The organism is Luteitalea pratensis (genome assembly GCF_001618865.1).
Taxonomy (GTDB): domain Bacteria; phylum Acidobacteriota; class Vicinamibacteria; order Vicinamibacterales; family Vicinamibacteraceae; genus Luteitalea; species Luteitalea pratensis.
On record NZ_CP015136.1, the window covers coordinates 6,970,315 to 6,990,043 of the forward strand.

The 19,729-nt window shown below is 68.2% G+C and carries 15 protein-coding genes; 3 read left to right on the top strand and 12 right to left on the bottom strand.

The features are described from left to right. Positions 1 to 70: 70 nt before the first annotated feature. From LuPra_RS29300 to LuPra_RS29315, 4 genes are all read right to left on the bottom strand, one after another. Positions 71 to 3,556, bottom strand: coding sequence for a PVC-type heme-binding CxxCH protein (locus LuPra_RS29300; RefSeq protein WP_110174053.1), 3,486 nt, complete (start codon positions 3,554 to 3,556; stop codon positions 71 to 73). Then, complete coding sequence (locus LuPra_RS29305) at positions 3,553 to 4,551, bottom strand: SGNH/GDSL hydrolase family protein (protein ID WP_157899838.1); 999 nt, start codon at positions 4,549 to 4,551, stop codon at positions 3,553 to 3,555. The genes LuPra_RS29300 and LuPra_RS29305 overlap by 4 nt, the downstream gene beginning before the upstream one ends. Positions 4,552 to 4,639: 88 nt before the next feature. Further along, complete coding sequence (locus LuPra_RS29310; protein ID WP_110174055.1) at positions 4,640 to 5,470, bottom strand: AAC(3) family N-acetyltransferase; 831 nt, start codon at positions 5,468 to 5,470, stop codon at positions 4,640 to 4,642. A 95-nt stretch (positions 5,471 to 5,565) separates the two neighbouring features. Continuing rightward, positions 5,566 to 6,594 (bottom strand): YpdA family putative bacillithiol disulfide reductase, encoded by a 1,029-nt coding sequence (locus LuPra_RS29315; protein WP_110174056.1) that lies wholly within the window; start codon positions 6,592 to 6,594, stop codon positions 5,566 to 5,568. 223 nt (positions 6,595 to 6,817) lie between these two features. Between LuPra_RS29315 and LuPra_RS29320 the strand changes: the two genes are divergently transcribed. Next, the gene (locus LuPra_RS29320; RefSeq protein WP_157899839.1) at positions 6,818 to 7,510 is read left to right on the top strand and encodes a zinc ribbon domain-containing protein; all 693 of its coding nucleotides are present in this window, start codon (positions 6,818 to 6,820) and stop codon (positions 7,508 to 7,510) included. A gap of 115 nt (positions 7,511 to 7,625) precedes the next feature. Here the strand turns inward: LuPra_RS29320 and LuPra_RS29325 are convergent, their stop codons facing one another. After that, positions 7,626 to 8,807 (bottom strand): PQQ-dependent sugar dehydrogenase, encoded by a 1,182-nt coding sequence (locus LuPra_RS29325; RefSeq protein ID WP_110174923.1) that lies wholly within the window; start codon positions 8,805 to 8,807, stop codon positions 7,626 to 7,628. A 91-nt stretch (positions 8,808 to 8,898) separates the two neighbouring features. On the opposite strand from LuPra_RS29325, the gene LuPra_RS29330 reads away from it, so the two are divergent. Beyond that, entirely contained in the window at positions 8,899 to 9,450 is a 552-nt protein-coding gene (locus LuPra_RS29330) for a ribonuclease HI family protein (protein ID WP_157899840.1), read from the top strand. A 52-nt stretch (positions 9,451 to 9,502) separates the two neighbouring features. On the opposite strand, the gene pgeF is transcribed toward LuPra_RS29330, so the two are convergent. Next, a complete protein-coding gene (pgeF, locus tag LuPra_RS29335; RefSeq protein ID WP_157899841.1) occupies positions 9,503 to 10,270 on the bottom strand; it encodes a peptidoglycan editing factor PgeF in 768 nt (255 codons plus the stop codon). Positions 10,271 to 10,695: 425 nt separating this feature from the next. Between pgeF and LuPra_RS29345 the strand changes: the two genes are divergently transcribed. Next, the gene (locus LuPra_RS29345; RefSeq protein ID WP_110174060.1) at positions 10,696 to 11,004 is read left to right on the top strand and encodes a hypothetical protein; all 309 of its coding nucleotides are present in this window, start codon (positions 10,696 to 10,698) and stop codon (positions 11,002 to 11,004) included. Between the two features lie 58 nt (positions 11,005 to 11,062). Here LuPra_RS29345 and LuPra_RS29350 read toward each other — a convergent pair whose 3' ends face one another. The 6 genes from LuPra_RS29350 to murC all read right to left on the bottom strand — a co-directional run bounded on the left by LuPra_RS29350 (position 11,063) and on the right by murC (position 19,728). Next, a complete protein-coding gene (locus tag LuPra_RS29350; protein WP_110174061.1) occupies positions 11,063 to 12,847 on the bottom strand; it encodes a hypothetical protein in 1,785 nt (594 codons plus the stop codon). 16 nt (positions 12,848 to 12,863) lie between these two features. Further along, the gene (locus tag LuPra_RS29355; protein ID WP_110174062.1) at positions 12,864 to 14,612 is read right to left on the bottom strand and encodes a radical SAM protein; all 1,749 of its coding nucleotides are present in this window, start codon (positions 14,610 to 14,612) and stop codon (positions 12,864 to 12,866) included. A gap of 216 nt (positions 14,613 to 14,828) precedes the next feature. Then, on the bottom strand, positions 14,829 to 16,097 hold the full coding sequence (ftsZ, locus tag LuPra_RS29360; protein WP_110174063.1) for a cell division protein FtsZ: 1,269 nt from the start codon (positions 16,095 to 16,097) through the stop codon (positions 14,829 to 14,831). A 27-nt stretch (positions 16,098 to 16,124) separates the two neighbouring features. Further along, positions 16,125 to 17,360, bottom strand: a complete 1,236-nt coding sequence (ftsA, locus tag LuPra_RS29365; protein WP_110174064.1) for a cell division protein FtsA — start codon at positions 17,358 to 17,360, stop codon at positions 16,125 to 16,127. Positions 17,361 to 17,389: 29 nt separating this feature from the next. Then, complete coding sequence (locus LuPra_RS29370) at positions 17,390 to 18,325, bottom strand: cell division protein FtsQ/DivIB (protein WP_110174065.1); 936 nt, start codon at positions 18,323 to 18,325, stop codon at positions 17,390 to 17,392. After that, entirely contained in the window at positions 18,325 to 19,728 is a 1,404-nt protein-coding gene (murC, locus tag LuPra_RS29375) for a UDP-N-acetylmuramate--L-alanine ligase (protein WP_110174066.1), read from the bottom strand. Before murC ends, LuPra_RS29370 begins: the two co-directional genes overlap by 1 nt. Position 19,729 lies beyond the last annotated feature (1 nt).

The window sequence follows — 19,729 nt, forward strand, 5'->3', positions numbered from 1 at the left end:
AGACCTGTGACCTGAGACCTGACGTCCATCCCGTAAGCCCTGAGCCGTAAGTGGTAAGCCGTCATATTCCTCACTGTGGAGACACCTGAGCGGGCGTCCTGACCACCTGGACGACGCCGTTCATCGTGCGCCAGTGCCCCGGGAACGTGCAGACGAACGGGTAACTGCCTGCCTGCGTGGGCGCGGTGAATCGCGCCTGCAGGGTTTCGCCGGGCTGCAGGAGGCGGATGGCAAACAGGACTTCCGGCGTCTTCGGGATGAAGCTCTTCCCGAAGGCATCCGGCGAAGACACCATCGCCTCGGCGGCGAGCCCGACGGTCTCGAGCGCGCCCTCCTTGGTCACCAGGAAGTTGTGCGGCATCTCGTCGCGGTTGACGAACTCGATCACCACTTCCTCTCCGGCTGCCACAGTGATGCGCGACAGATCGAACTTCATCTGCGCGGTCACGGCTTCGATGCGGATGATGCGCACGACAAGTTCGTCGAGCGCCCTGGTGAATGCCTGTTGTTCGGCCTGCGGCAGCCTGGTCGCGAGTTCGTGCCCGAAGCCGACGGCTTCGAGAAACGCCGGACCGGTCCGATCGGCGGGTGGAATCGAACGCACGTGCGTGAGCACCGTATCGGCCAGTGCCGTAACCTCGCTTGCCGGCCATGCGCTCGGCGGCAACCGGCGAATGGCCGCAATCGCAACCTGCCGCTGCGCCGGGTCGCGCATGAAGGCCGACAGGATCGACACCGCATCGGCCTCGTGGCCCTTGAGCTGCGGCAGCACGCCCATGCCCGCGGCGTTGACGGCCAGGGTCATGTCGCCGCCGAGCGTCACCGGCTCCGGGACGCGCGTGACGCGGATCGCGTCCCTGACGAAGACCGGCGTCCGACTCGTGTCGAGCACGGCCACATAGAGGCCGGTGCGGGACTCCTGCGCTGCAGGCCACAGTTTGATCTCGTCGATCGGCTGCTCGGACCCGAGGTCCACTTCCCACCAGGGGTCCTGCTCGGCGCTCGTGAAGGCGTGCGTGCCCGCGAGCGGATCCTTGCCTGCGGTGGCTGCCATGTCGACGCCGCCGTCGATGGCACGGGGCGCATGTCCACCGGTCGCGCCACCAGCCACGATGCTGGACTGCGTGGCGGTGCCCTTGCGCGCGACGTTCTCGCCCCGGCTCATGACCTCGACCTCCGTCACGCTCAGGACCTGCGCGCGGCCCGGACGCACGAGTCGCACGTAACGGCCGGTAATCGGCGCTGCCACCTGCCTGACGCCGCCTGCCGCTGACGCAGTTCGCAGCGTCGGCACGAGCAATGTCTGGAGGCTGTCGAGCGCTGGTCCCGGCCCGAGCTTCGACGCGCCACGCAACAGGTCGATGCGCAGCCGCGGACTCGCGGACGCGAGTTGCCACGCTGCGGTGGCATTGCCGTCGATCTGCATCAGCGCGAGGAACGCCCCTTCGCGGATGCTGTCGTTGCGCGCCTCGCGAGCGAGACGCTCGACGGCGGCCCGCTCGGGCGCCAGCTGGGCCGGCGACAACGTCGCCAGCACCTGCATGAGATCGGCCGCGGCGGCGGCGCTGCCGGGCGTGCCGTCCATGCGGTTCACCGCAGCGATGATCTCGTGCAGTACCGTGGTGCCGTTCTGCGTCGCGAGCGCGTCGAGCGCCTCGCGTCGAGCTGCAGGCGCGACGCCCTGTCGTGACAACAGCGCGAAATAGACCGGCGTGCTGCGCTTGACGCGGGCAAGGTCGGCAGGCGACAGCCGATCGAGCACGAACATGAGCCCTGCCGGATTGTCGGTCGCGAACGTGCCGCCAGTCGTGAGCACCGGCTTCCACACCGGCTCGAGCGTGCTCATCGTCGAATCGAGCACGTAGTGAAGGTAGTAGTCCATCGGCTGCGCGAGCACCTGCAGCGCCGTGCTGGCCGCTTCGGCGGTCGGCACGAAGCTGAGGGCGCGTACGGCCTCGAGCCGCACGCGCGGCTCCGGATCCTTGACCGCCCTCGCCAGCAGCCCCATCCCATCGTCGACGCGATCGAACCAGTGCTGCAGCACGCGTACGGCCGCCGCGCGGGCCCGGAACTCCCGGGCCGCGAGCAGCTGCGCCAGCAGCGGCTGGTTCACGCGGTCGTTGTGCTCGTGTACCCAGAGCGCCTCGAGCATGTGGTGCTCGTAGGCCGGATCGGCCTTGTCGAGGCCGGTGATCCATCGTTGGACGGCCGGAATCACCTGCGCCGTCGGCCATTCGCGCAATGCGAGCCGTGCCTGGTAGCGCGTCCGGTCCTCGTAGGCCTTCAGGAGATCGAGTTGCTCGGCGATCGTCGCGCCGTCGATCTTCGGCGGCGTCAGCAGCGGCCGGCCCTTCGCGGTGATGCGCCAGACACGGCCACGCGACTTGTCGCGGCGCGGATCGCGAATCGAGTACTGCATGTGACCGATGAGCGGGTTGAACCAGTCGATCACGTAGAGCGCACCGTCGGGTCCAAACTGCATGCCGACCGGCCGGAAGTTCGGGTCGGTGGACTGCAGCAACGGCTCGACCTCGACGCCGACGAAACCGGAGCCCTCCTCGACGGTCTTGTACTGCTTGATGCCGAGGAACCCGATGACGTTGTTGTAGAGGAAGTTGCCCTGCGCGGACTCGGGGAAGTGACGACTCTTGACGAACTCGCTGCCGCTCGTGGGCCGCACGCGCGTCAGCGTCCATTCCTGCATCGACTTCTGCTTGTTCGGATAGTCGACATGGCCCGAGAACGCCGTGCCCCAGTAGTTGTAGCCATTGGAAGCATCGGACACGAAGTTCTGGCCCCACGCGTCGATCACGTGCCCCCACGGGTTGGCGAACGGATACGACACGAACACGTCCAGCTTCTCCGTGCGCGGCTCGTAACGCCACACGCCGGCGTACGCGAGGCGTCTCGGACCGTACGGCGTTTCCACCTGTGAGTGCAGGAACGTGCCCTCCTGGAAGTAGAGCGCGCCGTCGGGGCCCCACTGCCAGGCGTGAATCGAGTGGTGGCTGTCCTCGGTGCCGAAGCCATGCAGGAGGATCCGGCGCTCGTCGGCCTTGCCGTCGCCGTTGGTGTCCTTCATGAACATCAGCGCCGGCTGTTGCGCGATGTACACGCCGCCGTCGCCGAGCGCGAAGCCGGTGGGGATGTAGAGCTTGTCGGCAAAGACCGTGCTCTTGTCGGCCTTGCCGTCGCGGTTGGTGTCCTCGAGGACGATCAGCTTGTCGTTCGGCTTCTCGTCAGGCAGCACATGCGGGTACGTGGGTGAGGTCAGCACCCACAGCCGTCCCCGTGTGTCGAAGGTCATCGACAGCGGCTTGGCGAGATCCGGGAACTCGACCTCCGATGCAAACAGCGAGACCTCGTAGCCCTCGGCCACCTTGATGCGCGAGAGCGCGACCTTGGGATCCTGCGACGCAAGGTCGAGGGCCGCGCCGCGATTGGGCTCCTGGCCATCGGCGACCTGTGCGTGCGCGGTGGCCGCCGTCATGCAGAGGGCGCCGCCCGCCACGAAGACCGCAGCCTGTAGCCCGTAGCCTGCCGCCTGTCGTGTCACTGCGCCCCCTGCTGGTCAGGCGACACGGCTGAGCCGACCGGCCGGGCCGGTTTGGTCGGCTTCGGATTCACGATGCGCGCCTGACGCCAAATCTTCTTCTCCTGCGCGGCGATGAGCTCGTCGAGGCGCTTCATCTCTGGCGGGAAGTTCACAGACCCGAACGGATCGACGCGCCGACCGACCACGTACTCGGCGTTCAGGGGACGGAAGCGCAGGAAGAACAGGCGATTCTTCTCGTTGATCAGGGCGCGCAGGTCGTCGTAGCTCTTCGAACCGGCGGGCAGTTCTTCTGGTGCCAGCCCGAGAGCGGTAAGCAGCACGACGGCGAACACCTTGTCGCCCCCGGCGTTCAGGTGCATGCCGTTGACCGTCAGTGGTGCCTTGGCCGATGCCATCGCCTCGCGCATCGGGGTGAAGACGTCGGCAAACGGGACGCCGAGGCGAGCCGTGACGCGACGCATCGCGTCGGTGTACCGGGCCAGTTCGCGGTTCCGTGCGTCGACGTCCACGTGGACGAGCCGCTCGATCCGCTCATGGGCGATGGGCGACGCGAACGCAAGCCGTGGTGCCTCGACGCCGTTGTACTTCGCGGCTCGGTGCTGCGCGATGTAGGCCTCCAGATCCTTCTCGAACTGCGGCAGGCCGGCCTCCCCCTCGAACGACTCGTTGGCCCCGAAGAAGACAATCATCACGTCTGCCTTCTGCGCGGTGAGGTGCTGCGTCGCGTCGCCGAAGTTGAGCGGCCGCGGTTGCAGCGTCAACGTGTCGGCGCTCCACCCGAGATTGCGGACCGAGAGCTGCAGCTGCGGGTACAAGGCGAGCAGCGTCGTCTCGAAATGGTTGAAGTACTGCTGGCGGTCGGCCAGCGTGTTCCCGATCAGGATCACGCGGTCGTTGGGCCGCAGTTCGAGACGGGGCGTCGCCGCGTCGGGCTGCGCGAGCACCGTGCCGGCCACCAGCACGGCACCGGCGACGAGCGGCAGCACCCGGAGCATGCGTGTTCGAATCGTTGCTGACATGGTGGGCTGCCGGCGACTCTAACTGCTTCTGCGACGACCGGCAAGGCGCCACAGGACGAGCTCTCTAGCGACGCGGCAGGTGGTGATCCGCCGCGGCGGCGTCGGTGGCCACCGCCTTCATCACCGGCAGCACGAAATCGAGGAGGGCGCCGGCATCGAGCAGATGCGCGGAGGCGTCGCCGATTCGGCCGCCCGAGTTGCCGGTCTGTTGGAGGAATCCGCCCACCAGCCGCGCGAAAAAGCGATCTGGCCAGTGGGGATGGGCACGCTCGCCGGTGTCGAACTCCTCCACCCAGCGCCAGATGCGGTGGCCAGCCTCGAACACCGGGACCTGGTAGCGCACGACGATCTTGCCTGGCGCGTCGAGCACATGTTCGGCATGGTGGAGGAACGTGACGGCGTCGTGGTCGCTGCCGAGCAGGAGGATACGCCCACGGAACGATGCGAGCCGCGCCAGCGCCGATCCGTGACCGTACGCGTAGTCCCATGGCTGCGTCCCGAATATGGCAGCAGCGTGTGGTCCGCGGCAGACGAAACGGACGACGTGGTCGTTGGCGACCGTGCCCGGCCACGTCCGCAACAGCTCGACAAGCGCCCCGTTCTCGCGCTGCGAACGGGCCGTGCGCGCGTCGAACGGCGGCAGCGACGCTCGCAGGTCGGCCTCGACGTCAGCCGGAAGCGTACCCGTGCCGACCTGATCGTAGTGTTCGGGACAGCTCGCGTACATGAATAGCGAACCGGTCGCCCCGACCGCATCCGAGAGCGCGAGGTGAATCTGATCGGGTCCGCCCGCAACCGCACCCACCGCCCGGACCGACGCATGCACCATCACCAGGTCGCCAGCGTGTACCCCCATCGCCACCGCGTCACGTGCCAGCGACTCGCGTGAATGCATCTCTTTGCCCTTGCACTTCCGGCCTTCGGACCCTCGGCCTTGGGCCTTGTCTTCTTCTGCGTTCGGCGTTCAGCGTCCGCCGTTCGTCGCTGGCGTCACTCTTCCGTTTTCCAATGAATCGACGCAAACGGGATCGCCTCGGTGCGCTGCCCCGCGAGATGCGTCGCGATCTGCCGCGCATGGAACCGACCGTTCTCGATGAACCACCGGTTGGTCTTCAGTCCGCCGCAGACGGTGCCTGCCAGGAAGAGGCCGGGCCGCGCACTCTCGAACGTCGTCTCGTCGAAGATCGGGGTCCGGAACTCGTCGCTGGCGAAGGTGATGCCGAGTGTTTCGAGAAACGGGAAGTCGGGCCGATAACCGGTCATCGCGAGCACGAAGTCGTTGGGCACGGCGATGGTTCCGCCGGGTGCGCGCACCAGCACGACGCCTTCGCGAATCTCCTCCACGGTGGAATCGAAATACGTCCGAATCGACCCTTCCTTGATCCGGTTCTCCAGGTCGGGTCGAATCCAGTACTTGACGGTCTCCGAGAGCGACGGCCCCCGGATCACCATGGTCACCTCGGCGCCATGTCGATAGCAGTCGAGCGCGGCCTTGGCGGCCGAGTTCTTGCCGCCGATGACGATGACGCGCTGCTGCACGTAGGGATAGGGCTCCCGGTAGTAGTGGGTGAGCTTGGGAAGCTCGTCGCCAGGCACGCCGAGACGGTTCGGGAGGTCGAAGAAGCCGGTAGCCACGATGACGTTCCGGCTCTTGTGCACTCCGCGGGAGGTTTCGATGCGGAAATCGCCCTGGCTGCCGTGTACCGCCAGCACGGCTTCGTAGAGCCGCACGTCCACCTGCTCACGCGCCGTCACGCCCCGGTAGTACTCGATGCCTTCCTCGCGCGTCGGCTTGTAGCCCTGTACCGGAAAGGGATGGCCCCCGATCTCGATCAGGTCCGGCGTCGAGAAGAACTCCATCCGGGCCGGGTAGCCGACAATCGAGTTCACCAGCGCGCCCTTGTCGAGGACACGCGCGGTCAGGCCCGCGTGCCGCGCCTCGATGGCGCACGCCAGGCCAACGGGCCCGGCACCGATGACTACTACGTCCACGACCTGCTCTTCGCTGCGGTTCTGCACGGATCCATTGTCGCCCGCCTTCGCCTGTGGCTTCGGCGGGCAGGCCCTTCAGCCTCATGAGATCCGAATCCACGTGCCCAGGCCCTTCCCCTTCGGCGTTCGGCGTTCGGCGTTCGGCGTTCGTCAGTGATACCGTCGCCGCGTGCACCCCAGCCTCGAACAGCTCCATCGCCTGCAGGGACTCGAACGCCAGGCGGCAGCCCTGCGCGCCGACATCGACGCCGTGGACAAGCGGCGGCGCGAAATCGAGGCGCCCGTCCTTGACGCCCGCGCGGCACTCGACGCGCTCAACGCGACAATCGAGGACCGTCAGGCCCAGCGACGCGCCGGCGACCGCGATGTCGCGTCGGCCCAGCAGCGGCTGACCAAGTTCAAGCAGCAGTTGATGGCGGTGACAAACGCGCGCGAATACGAGGCCGTGCAGCACGAGATCGCCACCGTCGAAGGTGAAATGAAGGTACGTGAAGACCAGACCATCTCGCTGCTGTTCGAGCTGGACGAGCTGACACCCCAGGCCGAGGCCGCCGGCCGCACGTTGGCCGATCGCCAGGATGCCGCCGGGGTCGCGCTGGCCGGGGAAGCCGACGAGACGCAGCGCCACAGGCTCGAGCTGGCGGCGGTCGAGGGCAGCATCGCGGTCCTTCGACCGACGATAGAAGCGGGCGCTCTCGCCATCTACGACCGCGCCGCGAAGCGTTACCCGCTACACGCCGTGGCCGACCTGATCGGCGAGCTGTGCGTCGGCTGCAACGTGAAGAACCGACACATGATCACATCCGAGGTGCGCCGGGGCGAGAAGCTCATACAGTGCGAGAACTGCACCCGCCTGCTGTATGCGATCAAGGCGGCACCCGGGCAGGCCGCCACGCCTGTCCGCCGTAGCGTTGGCGAAGGCGGAGCGCCCCCGGGCACGTAGGCGTCAACCCTGGTCGATGACATCCGGCAGGCCGGCTCTCCTTGGCCGTCGAAGCGCGTTTGCGCAAAGGTGGCTGAGCCCGGCCGCCAGGCGACCGCCAAGCACGGCCGGCGGCTCACCGAGCGACTGGCTCGAGCCGGACGATGCGGGTCGTTGCGCCCGCCGTGCGGCTCTCGAAGGCCACGTAGATGAAGCCGTCAGGGCTTTCTCGCACGTCGCGAATCCGCCCGCGACGCTGGACGATCTGCTCGACGTTGATCACACGACGGCCGTCGAGCGTGAGGCGCACGAGCTGCTCTCCGCCCAGCGCGCCGGCAAGGAAACTCCCGCGCCAGGCAGGGAACTTGTCGCCGGTATACCGAACCAGCCCTGACGGCGCGATCGACGGCACCCACACGTGGACGGGTGGCTCCATGCCGTCACGCAGCGTGGCGGCGTGGATGGCGGCGCCCGTGCGATACATGACACCGAAGCCGACGACCGGCCAACCGTAGTTGCGGCCCGCCTCGACGAGATTCAGCTCGTCTCCGCCTTGCGGGCCGTGCTCGGTGAGCCAGACCTCGTTCGTGTCAGCGTCCACCACCAGGCCCTGTTCATTGCGGTGACCGTAGCTCCAGATCTCCGGCAGCGCCCCCGCCCGGCCCACGAACGGGTTGTCGGCCGGCACTCGCCCGTCGTCATGGAGCCGCAGGACCTTGCCGTGGTGGGTCGAGAGATCCTGCGCCGGATGCGTCGTCAGATCGCCCTTCGGGTAGACCTGCCTGTCGCCGATGGTCACAAACAGGTATTCCTGCCGGTCGAAGGCGAGACGCGACCCGAAGTGTGCCTCGCCGTCGGACCAGGCCTGCGCTTCGACCACCTGCTCCACAGAATTCAGGCGGTCCTGATCGAAGCGGCCACGGATCACGGCGGTGGTATTGCGGGCGCCGTCGGGCGAGGCCTTCGAGTAGCTGAGGTAGATGAGACGGTTCTCGGCAAACCGCGGGTGTGGCACCACGTCAAGCAGGCCGCCCTGACCGCCGGCGCGTACCGGAGGAACCCCCGCGACAGGCTCGGCCACCAATTGGCCGTTGCGAACGATGCGGAGTCGGCCGGCACGCTCGGTGACCAGCATGTCTCCGCCGGGCAGGAAGGCCATCGCCCAGGGCACCTCCAACCCGTCGGCGACGGTCACGAGACGAAAGTCGTCCAGAGCCGAGCGCTCCAGTCCCTCCTGCGCGTGCGCAAGCAGAGGCACAGCTGAGTTCAGCAGGAGCGCGAACAATGCCGAGCCGAAGTGCGAACGCTGGTACTCCATGTCTGCAACCTTCCCGGACGTCGACTCCCGACTCCCGTTTCCCGACTCCCGATTCCCGATTCCCGATTCGCGACAGGTTACGATCTTCCCGATGATTACGGCGTACACGGATGGTGGCGCGCGAGGGAACCCCGGGCCGGCCGGCTACGGGGTGCACATCCTCGACGGGGACGACAACACACTGGCGGAACTGGTAGGGCCGCTCGGACATGCCACCAACAACGTCGCCGAATATTCGGGCCTGATCGCGGCCCTGCAATGGGCGGTGGACCACGGCCACCGGCGGGTCCGCGTGCGCATGGACTCCGAGCTGGTGATCAAGCAGATGCGCGGCGAGTACAAGGTCAAGCACGCGACGATGCAGGAGCTGCACGCGGACGCGAAGCGGCTGATCGCGAAGCTGGAGCGGGTGACGTTCGAGCACGTCAGGCGCGAGCAGAACAAGGTCGCCGACGGGCTCTCCAACCAGGCCATGGACATCGTCGAAGGCAAGCCACCGGCGGAAGCGCCGGCCGCGGCTGCCCCTGCCGAGCCGGCCCTGCTGGCGCCGCGCGCGATCAGCATCCCCCGTCCCCCGAAGCCGGAACAGGCCGGCAAGGGCGGGCGGCCGTCGGCGCCACGCTTCGATTTCGACCTGGAGTGATTGGTCGACCTTCGCATCGGCCGGGTGCCGAATGACGAACACCAGGAGCTGATCAGGCCGGCGTTCTCACGGGCCGGATGGCGGCGACCATCCTGCCCGCTGAACTTCCGTCGACCCGATACGAGTGCAGCAGCGCCGCGTGCCTCACGGTGCACAACCCCGCCAGGTGGATGTTGGCCGGATCCAGACGCGCGGCGGCGAGTTGGTCGCGCGTGATGGTCCACAGGTCGAGGAGGTACTTGCCCGGCGGCACCCGCGGGACCCACCACGTCCCGCGCGCGGCCTCGTGCGGCCACGCGGCGGCGAACGCGTCGACGACCTCCTGCCCGACCTCGTATGACTCGGGCCCGACACAAGGGCCGATGGCAGCGATGAGGTCTTCGGGCCGGCTCCCGAACGTCACCGCAAGTACTTCCACCATCCGAGAAGCGGCGCCAGCGACGGTTCCGCGCCAGCCGGCATGCACGGCGGCGACCACGCCCGTGCGTGGATCGGCAAACAGGAGCGGGACGCAATCGGCCGTACGGACGGCGAGTGCCACGTCGTGCTGGTCGGTGGCGAGCAGATCCCCCTCCGGCCACGTGCCGTCACATGGCGCCACGGCCTCGGTGTGCACCGTGATGCCGTGTACCTGCCGCAACCGCCAGAGGTGCGACGATTCCACGCCGAGCCAGTTCGAGAGCGTCTCCCAGCCCGCCCCCTCATCGGCATGCGGGAGGTCGAGGCCGCGCCCGGTGAAGACATGGCGGGCGTGCGGCTCGAGAGCTTCGCATCGCAGCGCCGGCCCCCACGGCGTCTCGAACCACGTGAAAGGGCTCATCGGCGCAGGCATCGTCACGGGTCGATGATGCAACGGCAGGAGGCACACGCCAACTGCCGTTACCCGCGCGGTTCACGACGGCGGACGCCGATCATTGGACGCGGATATTCACGCAGGCCAGCCCAATCGACTTGCCGTGTGAACTGCGGTTGACAATTGCCGCTCTGTCCGCGCCTCGAGCCGACTGCCTCCCGTCGTCGCACTGGCGACCGAACCAACATGTTGGCAATGACTTACAGAGTTGCCTTGGTGACGAGGCGAGCCATGGCGCGACTCTTGAAATACAGGAGGCGGACGGCGGATCCGCACGCGTGGCGCATGTCGCCACCTGGCCAGAGGCCGGAGCGAGGTCCCCGTCCTTCCTTGCCGACGCGGCGTTCGAGTGAATCGCCGCGACGCACCAGCCGTACACGGAGGACACGCACATGACGGTCAAGATCGTCGCCGCCAACGAACAGGCCAGCCCGGCGGGCAAACTGGCCGACGCCGAGCTCCACTTCGTCGAGGGGGCCCTCAATGGCCTCAAGCTGATCGGGTTCTCCGTCTGGGAGCGTCGTTCGCCATCCGGGCGACGCAACGTCACGTTCCCGGCGCGCACCTATTCGGTCAATGGCGAACGTCGCAGCTACGCGCTGCTTCGTCCGATTGCCGACCAGGACGCACAAGACAAGGTGCGCGACGTGATCCTCGCTGCGTACGTCGAGCACGAGGCCCAGAACGCACTCGCCCGGTGATCACATCGACGCGACTGCCTGCCGGTGTCCGAAGGCAAGGCACGCTCTTGGCTCGCGACTAGCGCGGGATGTCCGTGATCCGCGTCGTGCGAATCCGGCCGCCCGCGCGGTAGACCTCGCGATCGGCGCCGACCCAGATCCGCGTGGCGATGGGGCGGCCGATCTCGGCTCGCGGCGGCCAATCGAGGGCGGTGAGCGCCGCGTCACCAAACCGGTGGTGCAACGTGGCCGGTTCGGACTCGTCGAGCACGAACACGAGGGGGCGTCGCTCGCGATCTGCCCAGGCGACAAGTGTGCCGAAGGCGTCGGGTGCGAGAAGGTCGGGCCGGATCACCGGGCGGCCGCTGTAATACGGGGTCGAGGCGCTGTGCTGCACGGCGACGATCACGGCCGTCGCGGGCAGCTGGTCGGCAACGTAGCGACCCGCGGCCACGTACCGGTACTCGCGCGCCCGCACGTTGAAAACGGTCAGTTCCCGTGCGAGGCGCAGGTTCGGCAGCGCCACCGCTAGCAGCACGACCATCGTCACGGGGAATGTCCAGCGCGTGAAGCGGCTCTCCTGCACGGCGTGCAGCACGTACGCCGCACCGAGCGGCGCGAGTGCGAGCGGCACGAGGACGAAGCGGAGGTACGTCCACGAGTCGAAAGGGATGTAGACGAGGTAGAGCACGAGCACCGCGACCAGCATGGCCGCCGGTGGGCGCCAGTCAGCCTGGCGCACCGCCCGCCACGCGAGGCAGGCTGCGCCGGCCAGCAGAACGACGCCCGCTGGCCAGGCGACACCTTCCCGGAACCAGGCCGCGTAGAGCCGCACGTTCTCGGACACGTATCGCAGGGCAAAGAGGTCGGACGCTCGGCCGTAGCCCGAGCGCACGGGCGACCCGTACAGGGATGCCTGCACGGCGGCCACGGCAGCAACGCCTGCGAAAGCCCCGGCACAGACGACGAGCAGGCGAACGACGGGGCGGCGGCGACGAATCTGCGCAGACACCCGAGGCACGGCCTGCCATGCCTGCCAGGCCACGACCAGGACGAGCGGCGAGAGGTTCGGTCGAATCACGATCGCGACGAGTGTCGCCAGGGCAGCTCCAACGAGCGCGGCGGGGAACGTCCTCGATGCCAGGGCAAGTGCGAGCAGCCAGGCGGCAAGTGCCGGCGCGTCTGACATCGGCTGGAGCGTTTGGTACAAGAAGGGCGGAAGCGTCGCAAGGCTCGTCACCACCAGCGCTGCGCCTGGATACCCGGTGCGCGGCACGGAGACCAGCCACGCCGCCACGAGGCCGACCATCGCGGCCAGCCACGGAAGTCCACGCACGGCGGCGAACTCACCGCCGAGCCGCAGGGCGACGGCCTCGAGCCAGGGCAGTCCTGGCGGGTATGTCGGTACCGTCGCATCGCCAGTGGCGGACGGGCGTAAGCCGAGGCCACTCTGCACCCACGGATCGGCGATGCCGGGGATGGCGAGGGGCAGCGGCACGCGCAATTGTCCATCGCGCCACCGGGCGGCCTGTGCGAGATAGCCCGCCGAGTCGGCTCCGCCCACGTTCACGGCGCCGTGCGTGGAGAGAAGCGCCGTGAACGCCACGAGCGTGAGTGCGAGCGTCGCGACGTACGGCGCCCGAGACGAGGCGAGGTCGTCCAGCAGCGCCAGCACGTTGCCCCGGCACCAGAGCGCGGCGCCGGCGAGCACGGCGGCGGCAGCGAGCAGTCGCGTCGCGCGAGAGATGGAGACGCCGATGGCAGGCACCGACAGCGGTCCGAGCGCCACAACCAATGACGCCGTCGCCAGCGCACACCACGCCAGCACGGCGAGGGGCAGGGCCAGGCGGCGCAGCGCGGTCAACGGCGTCGGACCGTATTCAGGAGATGACGGGCAGGAGCCTGGCGTTCTCCTGCTGGCGCTTGGGCGGCAGCGTCCACTCGGCGCGCATGGCCTTGTCGAACTCGTTGCGGAAGAACGACTGCTTCATCCCGCCGTCGATCACGTCCCACGGCAGGTACGTGTCCTGGCTTCGGTCGCGGAAGATGTAGAAGTCGGCATCGACGCCGGTGGCCTCCACGGCCTCGCGCCAGTTGCCGCCGTTGCGCTCGACCATGTCGATCGCCGGGGCGACGCGTCGATCGCCGAGCGACATGAGCGCCTGGTAGTACGAGTGCCGCTCGGACTTCACCGTGAAATAGACGTTGTCGAGATCGGCGACCAGCTTCTTCAGGCGCTTGGCCTTCTTGTCGGTGATGGCCGGGTCTTCCATCGGCAGCCACTGGTAGGCCGTGCCCGGCTTCGGGATCAGCGGATTGACGCTCGCCACGATCCGCCCGACTCGCCCGCGCGTGCGGCCGTGGTGCAGCATGATGCCGCGGAGTTGCGCGGTCAGGTCGCGCATCGCCACGAGATCCTCGTCGGTCTCGGTCGGCAGCCCGATCATGAAGTACAGCTTCAGGTTCTCGACGCCGTTGGCAAACAGCAGGTTCGCCTTGTCGAGAATCTCCTCGTTCGTGAACGTCTTGTTGATCACCCGGCGGAGCCGGTCCGATCCCGCCTCTGGTGCGATGGTCACACCGCGCTCGCCGCTCGTGACGAGTCGCCTGACGATCGACTCGTTGAGGTCGTCGAGGCGCAGCGAAGCAGGGCTGATCGAGTAGCCCATTGCAGCAAGCCGCTCGAGGATCAGCTCGATGTCGGGGTGATCGCAGAGGGCGATCGACACCAGGCCCACCTTGTGCGCGAGGGGCCGTGCGGCCTCGGCCAGCGAGAGAATGCGACCGGTGTCGAACGGCCGCACCGGCAGGTAGTTGTATCCGGCCCAGCAGAATCGGCACAGGTTGGCGCAGCCGCGCACGACTTCGATGAGGAACCGCGAGCCGAACTCGGTGTCGGGGGTGAAGATCTGCGTGTGTGGCGGGTCGAGCAGGTCGGTCGTCCGCACCGCCGCCTTCTTCACGGGCGCGGCGCCGCCACGTGCCGGGTCGCCAATCATCCCGCGCAGCGTGCCGTCAGCGGCGTAGTCCGGCGTCCATGCCGAGGGCACGTAGAAGCCGCGGTCCTGTCCGAGCGCCTGGAGGAGCGACTCGCGTCCCGTCGCCTCGCGGATGCGCTGAACGAGGGTCGGCACCAGTTCCTCGCCCTCACCCGCGGCAATCACGTCGGCAAACAGCGCCAGCGGTTCCGGGTTCACGAAGGTGACCGCGCCGCCCAGTACAACGAGCGGATCGCGCCCGGCCTGCCGCTCGGCGGCGTAGATCGGCATGCCCGCGAGCCGCAGCAGCGTCAGCACGTTCGGGTAATCCCACTCGAACGAGACCGACAAGGCGAAGACGTCGAACGCCTTCACCGGGGTCTGCGACTCGATCGTCAGCAGCTTGAGGCCGGCCGCGCGCTGGTCGTGCAGCTCCTGCCGAGGTGGCAGGAATACGCGCTCGCAGACGACGTCGTCCATCTCGTTGAAGAGACGGTAGACGGTCTGGAAGCCCAGGTTGGACATCCCGATGTGGTAGGTGTTCGGGAAGGCAAGGGCCACACGGATCCGCTGCCCGTGTGGCTTCACGAGGACACCGGCTTCGCGGGCCAGCGTGGCCCGGGCCCGATCTCGGAGGTCCTGCGCCTTCATGTGTAGGAGCGAGCCAGCCGCCGCCCCTGGACGGTGCGAGCGGCGGCGGGCCAACACACCAATCTAGCACGGCGCGCAGGAACACACATCGCGCGCCGTCTCCGGTCTCAGGTCTCAGGTCTCAGGTCTTACGTAAGACGTGGGCCTTGAGACTGCTGTCCGTATGTGACTACGGCTCAGGTGCAGCGCCTGAGGCCTGAGACCTGAGACATGACCCTACTCGTGCCCCCGGCCCCTCAGGAACGCCGGCACGTCCAGTGGCGACGCGTCGTCGGTGCCGGTGGCGAGGTGCTCGTCACGCGAGTACGCCTGCGGCTGGAGATCGAGCGCGTGGCGCCGCGAGATCGCCATCGGCGCCGCGCCCGCCGCACGCGGTGGCGCCTGCCAGACACCGTCGCGTTCGTAGTTGTTCAGGTCGGAGGGCGTACGGCTCTCCTGCGGCGGACGCTGCACTATGTCGGGCTTGTCGAAGCCGGTCGCGATGACCGTGATCTTGATCGTCCCTTCCATCGTCGGATCGACGACGGCGCCGAAGATGATGTTGGCGTCCTCGTGCGCGGCCTCCTGGATGATGCTCGACGCCTCGCTCACCTCGAGCAGCGAGATGTCGGTCCCGCCGGTCACGTTGATGATCACGCCGCGCGCGCCGCGCACCGAGGCGTCCTCGAGGAGCGGGCTCGAGATGGCGCGGTTGGCGGCTTCCATGGCGCGGTCCTCGCCCTCGGCCACGCCGGTTCCCATGATCGCCAGGCCCATGCCGGACATGATGGTCTTCACGTCGGCGAAGTCGAGGTTGATCAAGCCGGGCACGAGGATCAGATCCGAGATGCCCTGGATCGCCTGGCGCAGTATGTCGTCGGCCGCCGCGAACGCTTCCGGCAGCGGCGTCCGGCGATCGATCGTGGCGAGCAGGCGCTCGTTCGGGATCGTGATCACCGTGTCCACGCACTCGCGCAGTTCGTGGAGGCCGCGCTCGGCCTGGGTGTGGCGACGCTTGCCCTCGAACTTGAAGGGCTTGGTGACCACCGCGATCGTCAGCGCCCCGAGCTCGGTGGCAAGGCTGGCGATCACCGGTGCCGCTCCCGTCCCCGTGCCGCCGCCGAGCCCTGTCGTCACGAACACCATGTCCGCGCCGTCGAGTACCTCGATCAGCTTGTCGGTGTCCTCGAGTGCGGCGTTGCGGCCGACGTTCGGGTCTGCCCCCGCGCCGAGGCCCTTGGTCAACTTGCCGCCGATCTGGATCTTGGTCGAGGCCGGGCTCTGCTGCAGTGCCTGCAGATCCGTGTTGGCGACGACGAACTCGACGCCGCTCAATCCCGATCGAACCATCCGGTTGACGGCGTTGCTGCCGCCGCCGCCGACACCCACCACCTTGATGCGCGCCCCGGCGCGCACTTCGGTGTCGAGCGTGAGGCGCAGCGCCTGCTCGTCGGTCAATCCCGCTACGCGTCGACGGCCGTTCCCGTCCACTTCATTGATGTGCATGCGTCCCCCGTCCACTTGCCCGCCGTGTCATCGCCCGATGAAGAAGTTGTTGAACATGGAGCTCACCGACTCGAGCACCCAGCGCAGGCCCACTGGCGTGGGCGGCGCGGGGGCCCGATTACGGCTCGCGTACATGACGGCGCCGACGGCCGTCGCGTAGATGGGGCTGCTGGCCTGGTCGCCGAGCCCATTGGCACCGGCCGGCACGCCACGGCGCACCGGCAAGTCGAAAATCTGCTCGGCGATCTCCGCCATCCCGTCGAGGGCCGCACCCCCGCCCGTCAGCACGATGCCCGAGTGCAGGGAGTTGCTGCAGCCTGCCTTGTCGATCTCGTCCCACAGCATGTGGAACACCTGTTCGGCACGCGGCTGGAGGATCTGCGAGAGGATGCGGCGCGACATCACGCGCGGGCGTCGTCCGCCCACGCTCGCCACCTCCATGGTTTCGTCCTCGCCGACCATCGAGTTCAGCGCGCACCCGCAGCGCCGCTTCAGCTTCTCGGCATCGGGCACCGGGGTGCGCAAGCCGACGGCGATGTCGTTGGTGAAGTGATCGCCACCAATCGCCACCACGCCGGTGTGCCACAGGCTGCCGCGCTCGAAGATCGCGAAGTCGGTCGTGCCGCCGCCGATGTCGACAACGGCAACACCGAGCTCGCGCTCATCGGGCGTGAGCACGGCTTCGGCCGCGGCGATCTGCTCGAGCACCGTGTCCACGACGTTGACGCCGGCGCGATTCACGCACGCGATCAGGTTCTGCATCGATGCGGCGCCGCCGGTCACGATGTGGACGTTGACGTCGAGTCGCGATCCGGTCATGCCGACCGGATCGGCGATGCCTTCCTCGTCGTCGACCGCGAAGTCCTGCGGCAGCACGTGCAGGATCTCGCGGCCGTTCGGCAGCGCGAAGGCCTTGGCCGCATCGATCGCGCGGCGCACGTCCTCGCGGGTGATCTCGCGCGTCTTGCCCGAGACGGCCACCACCCCGCGGCTGTTGAAGCCCTTGATGTGGGCGCCCGACAGCGTCAGGTACACCGAGTCGATCTCGATGCCTGCGGTCAGTTCCGCCTCCTCGATCGCCTTCTTGATCGATTCGACCGCCTCCTCGAGGTTCACCACCGCGCCGCGGCGAATGCCCTTGGCATCGGCCGTGCCGATGCCGATGATCTCGACGCCGCCATCGTCGGTGACCTCACCCACGATCGCGGCCACCTTGGTGGTGCCCACGTCCAGGCCCACCAGGTAGCGTTCGTTACGAGGCACGGTGCCCTCCCACTGGTTGCCTCAGCACTTCAATGCTGCCCATCGACATCCTCTGGCTCCGCCAGCGCTTCCTCCACCGAATCCTCGACAGGGATCCGTGGCATCGACGCAAAGGTGGCCCCCGGCTTGCGGGGACGCACGTACACGCGGTTCTCGAACCGCAAATCCACCGACTCGACCTGATCGACCATCCGCGCGAGGCGGCCCTTCATGTCCAGATAGCCCTGCACCCGCTCGCCAAAGCGCTCGCGACCGACGTACAGCAGCACGGCGTCGTTCATCAGCATGACGCCGACGTTGCGGGCGTTGCGCACGTCGATCTGGGAGACCTTCGCGAGCAGGTTTGCATCACGCAGAGAGACGAGCGCCTCGGCCACGAGCGCGATTCGCGTCTCGTCGGCGACTGCCTCCTTGCCATCGCGTTCCATCAGGCCCTCGACGATCGGCAGGTCCAGCGATCGATAGCGCGGCCCGAATTCGTCGACGATGGCGCCCTGCTCGTCGATCAGCAGCAGCGAGTCACCCGATCGCGCCACGGCCATCGGCACACGTTCGGTGATCCGTACTTCGATCGTGCCCGGCAACGCACGGCGGAGACTGGCCTCGCGCACCCACGGCGACGCGAGCAGGCGCTGCCGCCACGGCTCGAGGGGCGTGGTCACGATGTTGCGACCCTTCAGGCCGTCGAGCAGGCCTTCGATCTCGCCTTCTGACAGGCGCGAGTTGCCGATCGCCCTGAGGCGGACGACGGCAAAGGCCTGGCCACTGGTCATGACCGCCTGCACGTACCAGCCCGAACCGATCAGCACGGTGGCGAAGGTTCCGACACGCAGCGCCGTCCACAGGCGCGCCCGCCACGATCGCGCGGCCCGGTGGCCGCCATCGCGGGCACGGAGCAGGCGCGGATCCCGCGTCGTGGCCGGCGGCACGCGGCGCGTGTTTCGACCCTGGGGACGTGGCGGCATCAGCCTCGCGCCTCCATCGCGTCGAGCAGGCGAGGGCCGAGCGAACCGACCGAGCCGGCGCCAAGCGTGACGATCAGATCCCCGGCGCGAGCGACCGCCGCGATCGACGCCGGCGCCTCCGGCAGCCCGCTCGTGACGTGGACGGGTCGGCCGCTGCGGCGCGTCACGGCCTCGGCCAGTACCTCGGATGTCACGCCTGGGATCGGGTCCTCACTCGCGGCGTAGATCGGCAGCAGGCAGACCTCGTCGGCCTGCGCGAGCACGTCGGCGAACTCGTCCAGCAACCCGGCCGTGCGCGTGTAGCGATGCGGCTGGAACAGCAGCACGAGGCGCCGCGACCATGCCTCGCGGCAGGCCGCGATCACGGCGGCAATCTCGGTCGGATGGTGCCCGTAGTCGTCGACGACGAGTACACCGGCCCGCTCGCCCACGACCTGCAGTCGTCGCTCCGCACCGCGGAACTCCGCAAGGCCCGACACGATCCGATCGAAGGGCAAGCCGAGTTCCAGTCCGACGCCCACCGCGGCGAGCGCGTTGCGCAGGTTGTGACGACCCGGCACGTGCAGCACGAGCGTGCCGAGGCACTCGGTCGTCCCGGCACCGTGCGTGGCACGACGCCAGACCTCACATGTCGACGTTCCGTGACTCGTGCCGATCGCGCGCGCGCCGAGCATGGCCGCGTCGTTGTCGGTCGCGTAGGTGACGACGCGGCGCGTCATGCGCGGGATGAGCCCCGTCAGCACCGGGTCGTCGACGCCGACGATCACCGCGCCGTCGAACGGCACCTTGTTGGCAAAGGCGACGAACGCGTCGAGCGCGGCCTCGAACGTGCCGTAGTGATCGAGGTGCTCGCGATCGACGTTGGTGATCACGCTGATCACCGGCGACAGTTTGAGGAACGAGCCATCGCTCTCGTCCGCCTCCGCGACGATGACGTCACCCTGCCCGAGGCGCGCGTTGCTGCCGAAGGCGCTGAGCCGGCCGCCGATGACGGCGGTCGGGTCGAGCCCGGCGCGCTCGAGCATCAGCGCCACCATCGACGTGGTGGTCGTCTTGCCGTGCGCGCCGCCGATGGCGATGCCGGTGCGGCGCAGGCGCATCAGCTCTGCCAGCATCTCGGCGCGGGCGATCACCGGCACGGCGCGACGCCTCGCCTCGACGATTTCCGGATTGTCTGGGCGTGCGGCCGACGTGACCACGACCACGTCGGCGTCGCCGATGTTGTCGCCGGCATGCCCTTCGTGCACGCGCACGCCCATCCCCGCCAGGCGGCGCGTGATGTCGGTCGTACGGGCATCGGACCCGCTCACCTGGTAACCCAGGTTGACGAGCAGTTCGGCGATGCCGCTCATGCCGATGCCGCCGATGCCGACGAAGTGGACGCGACGCGTGGGCTCGGCCATG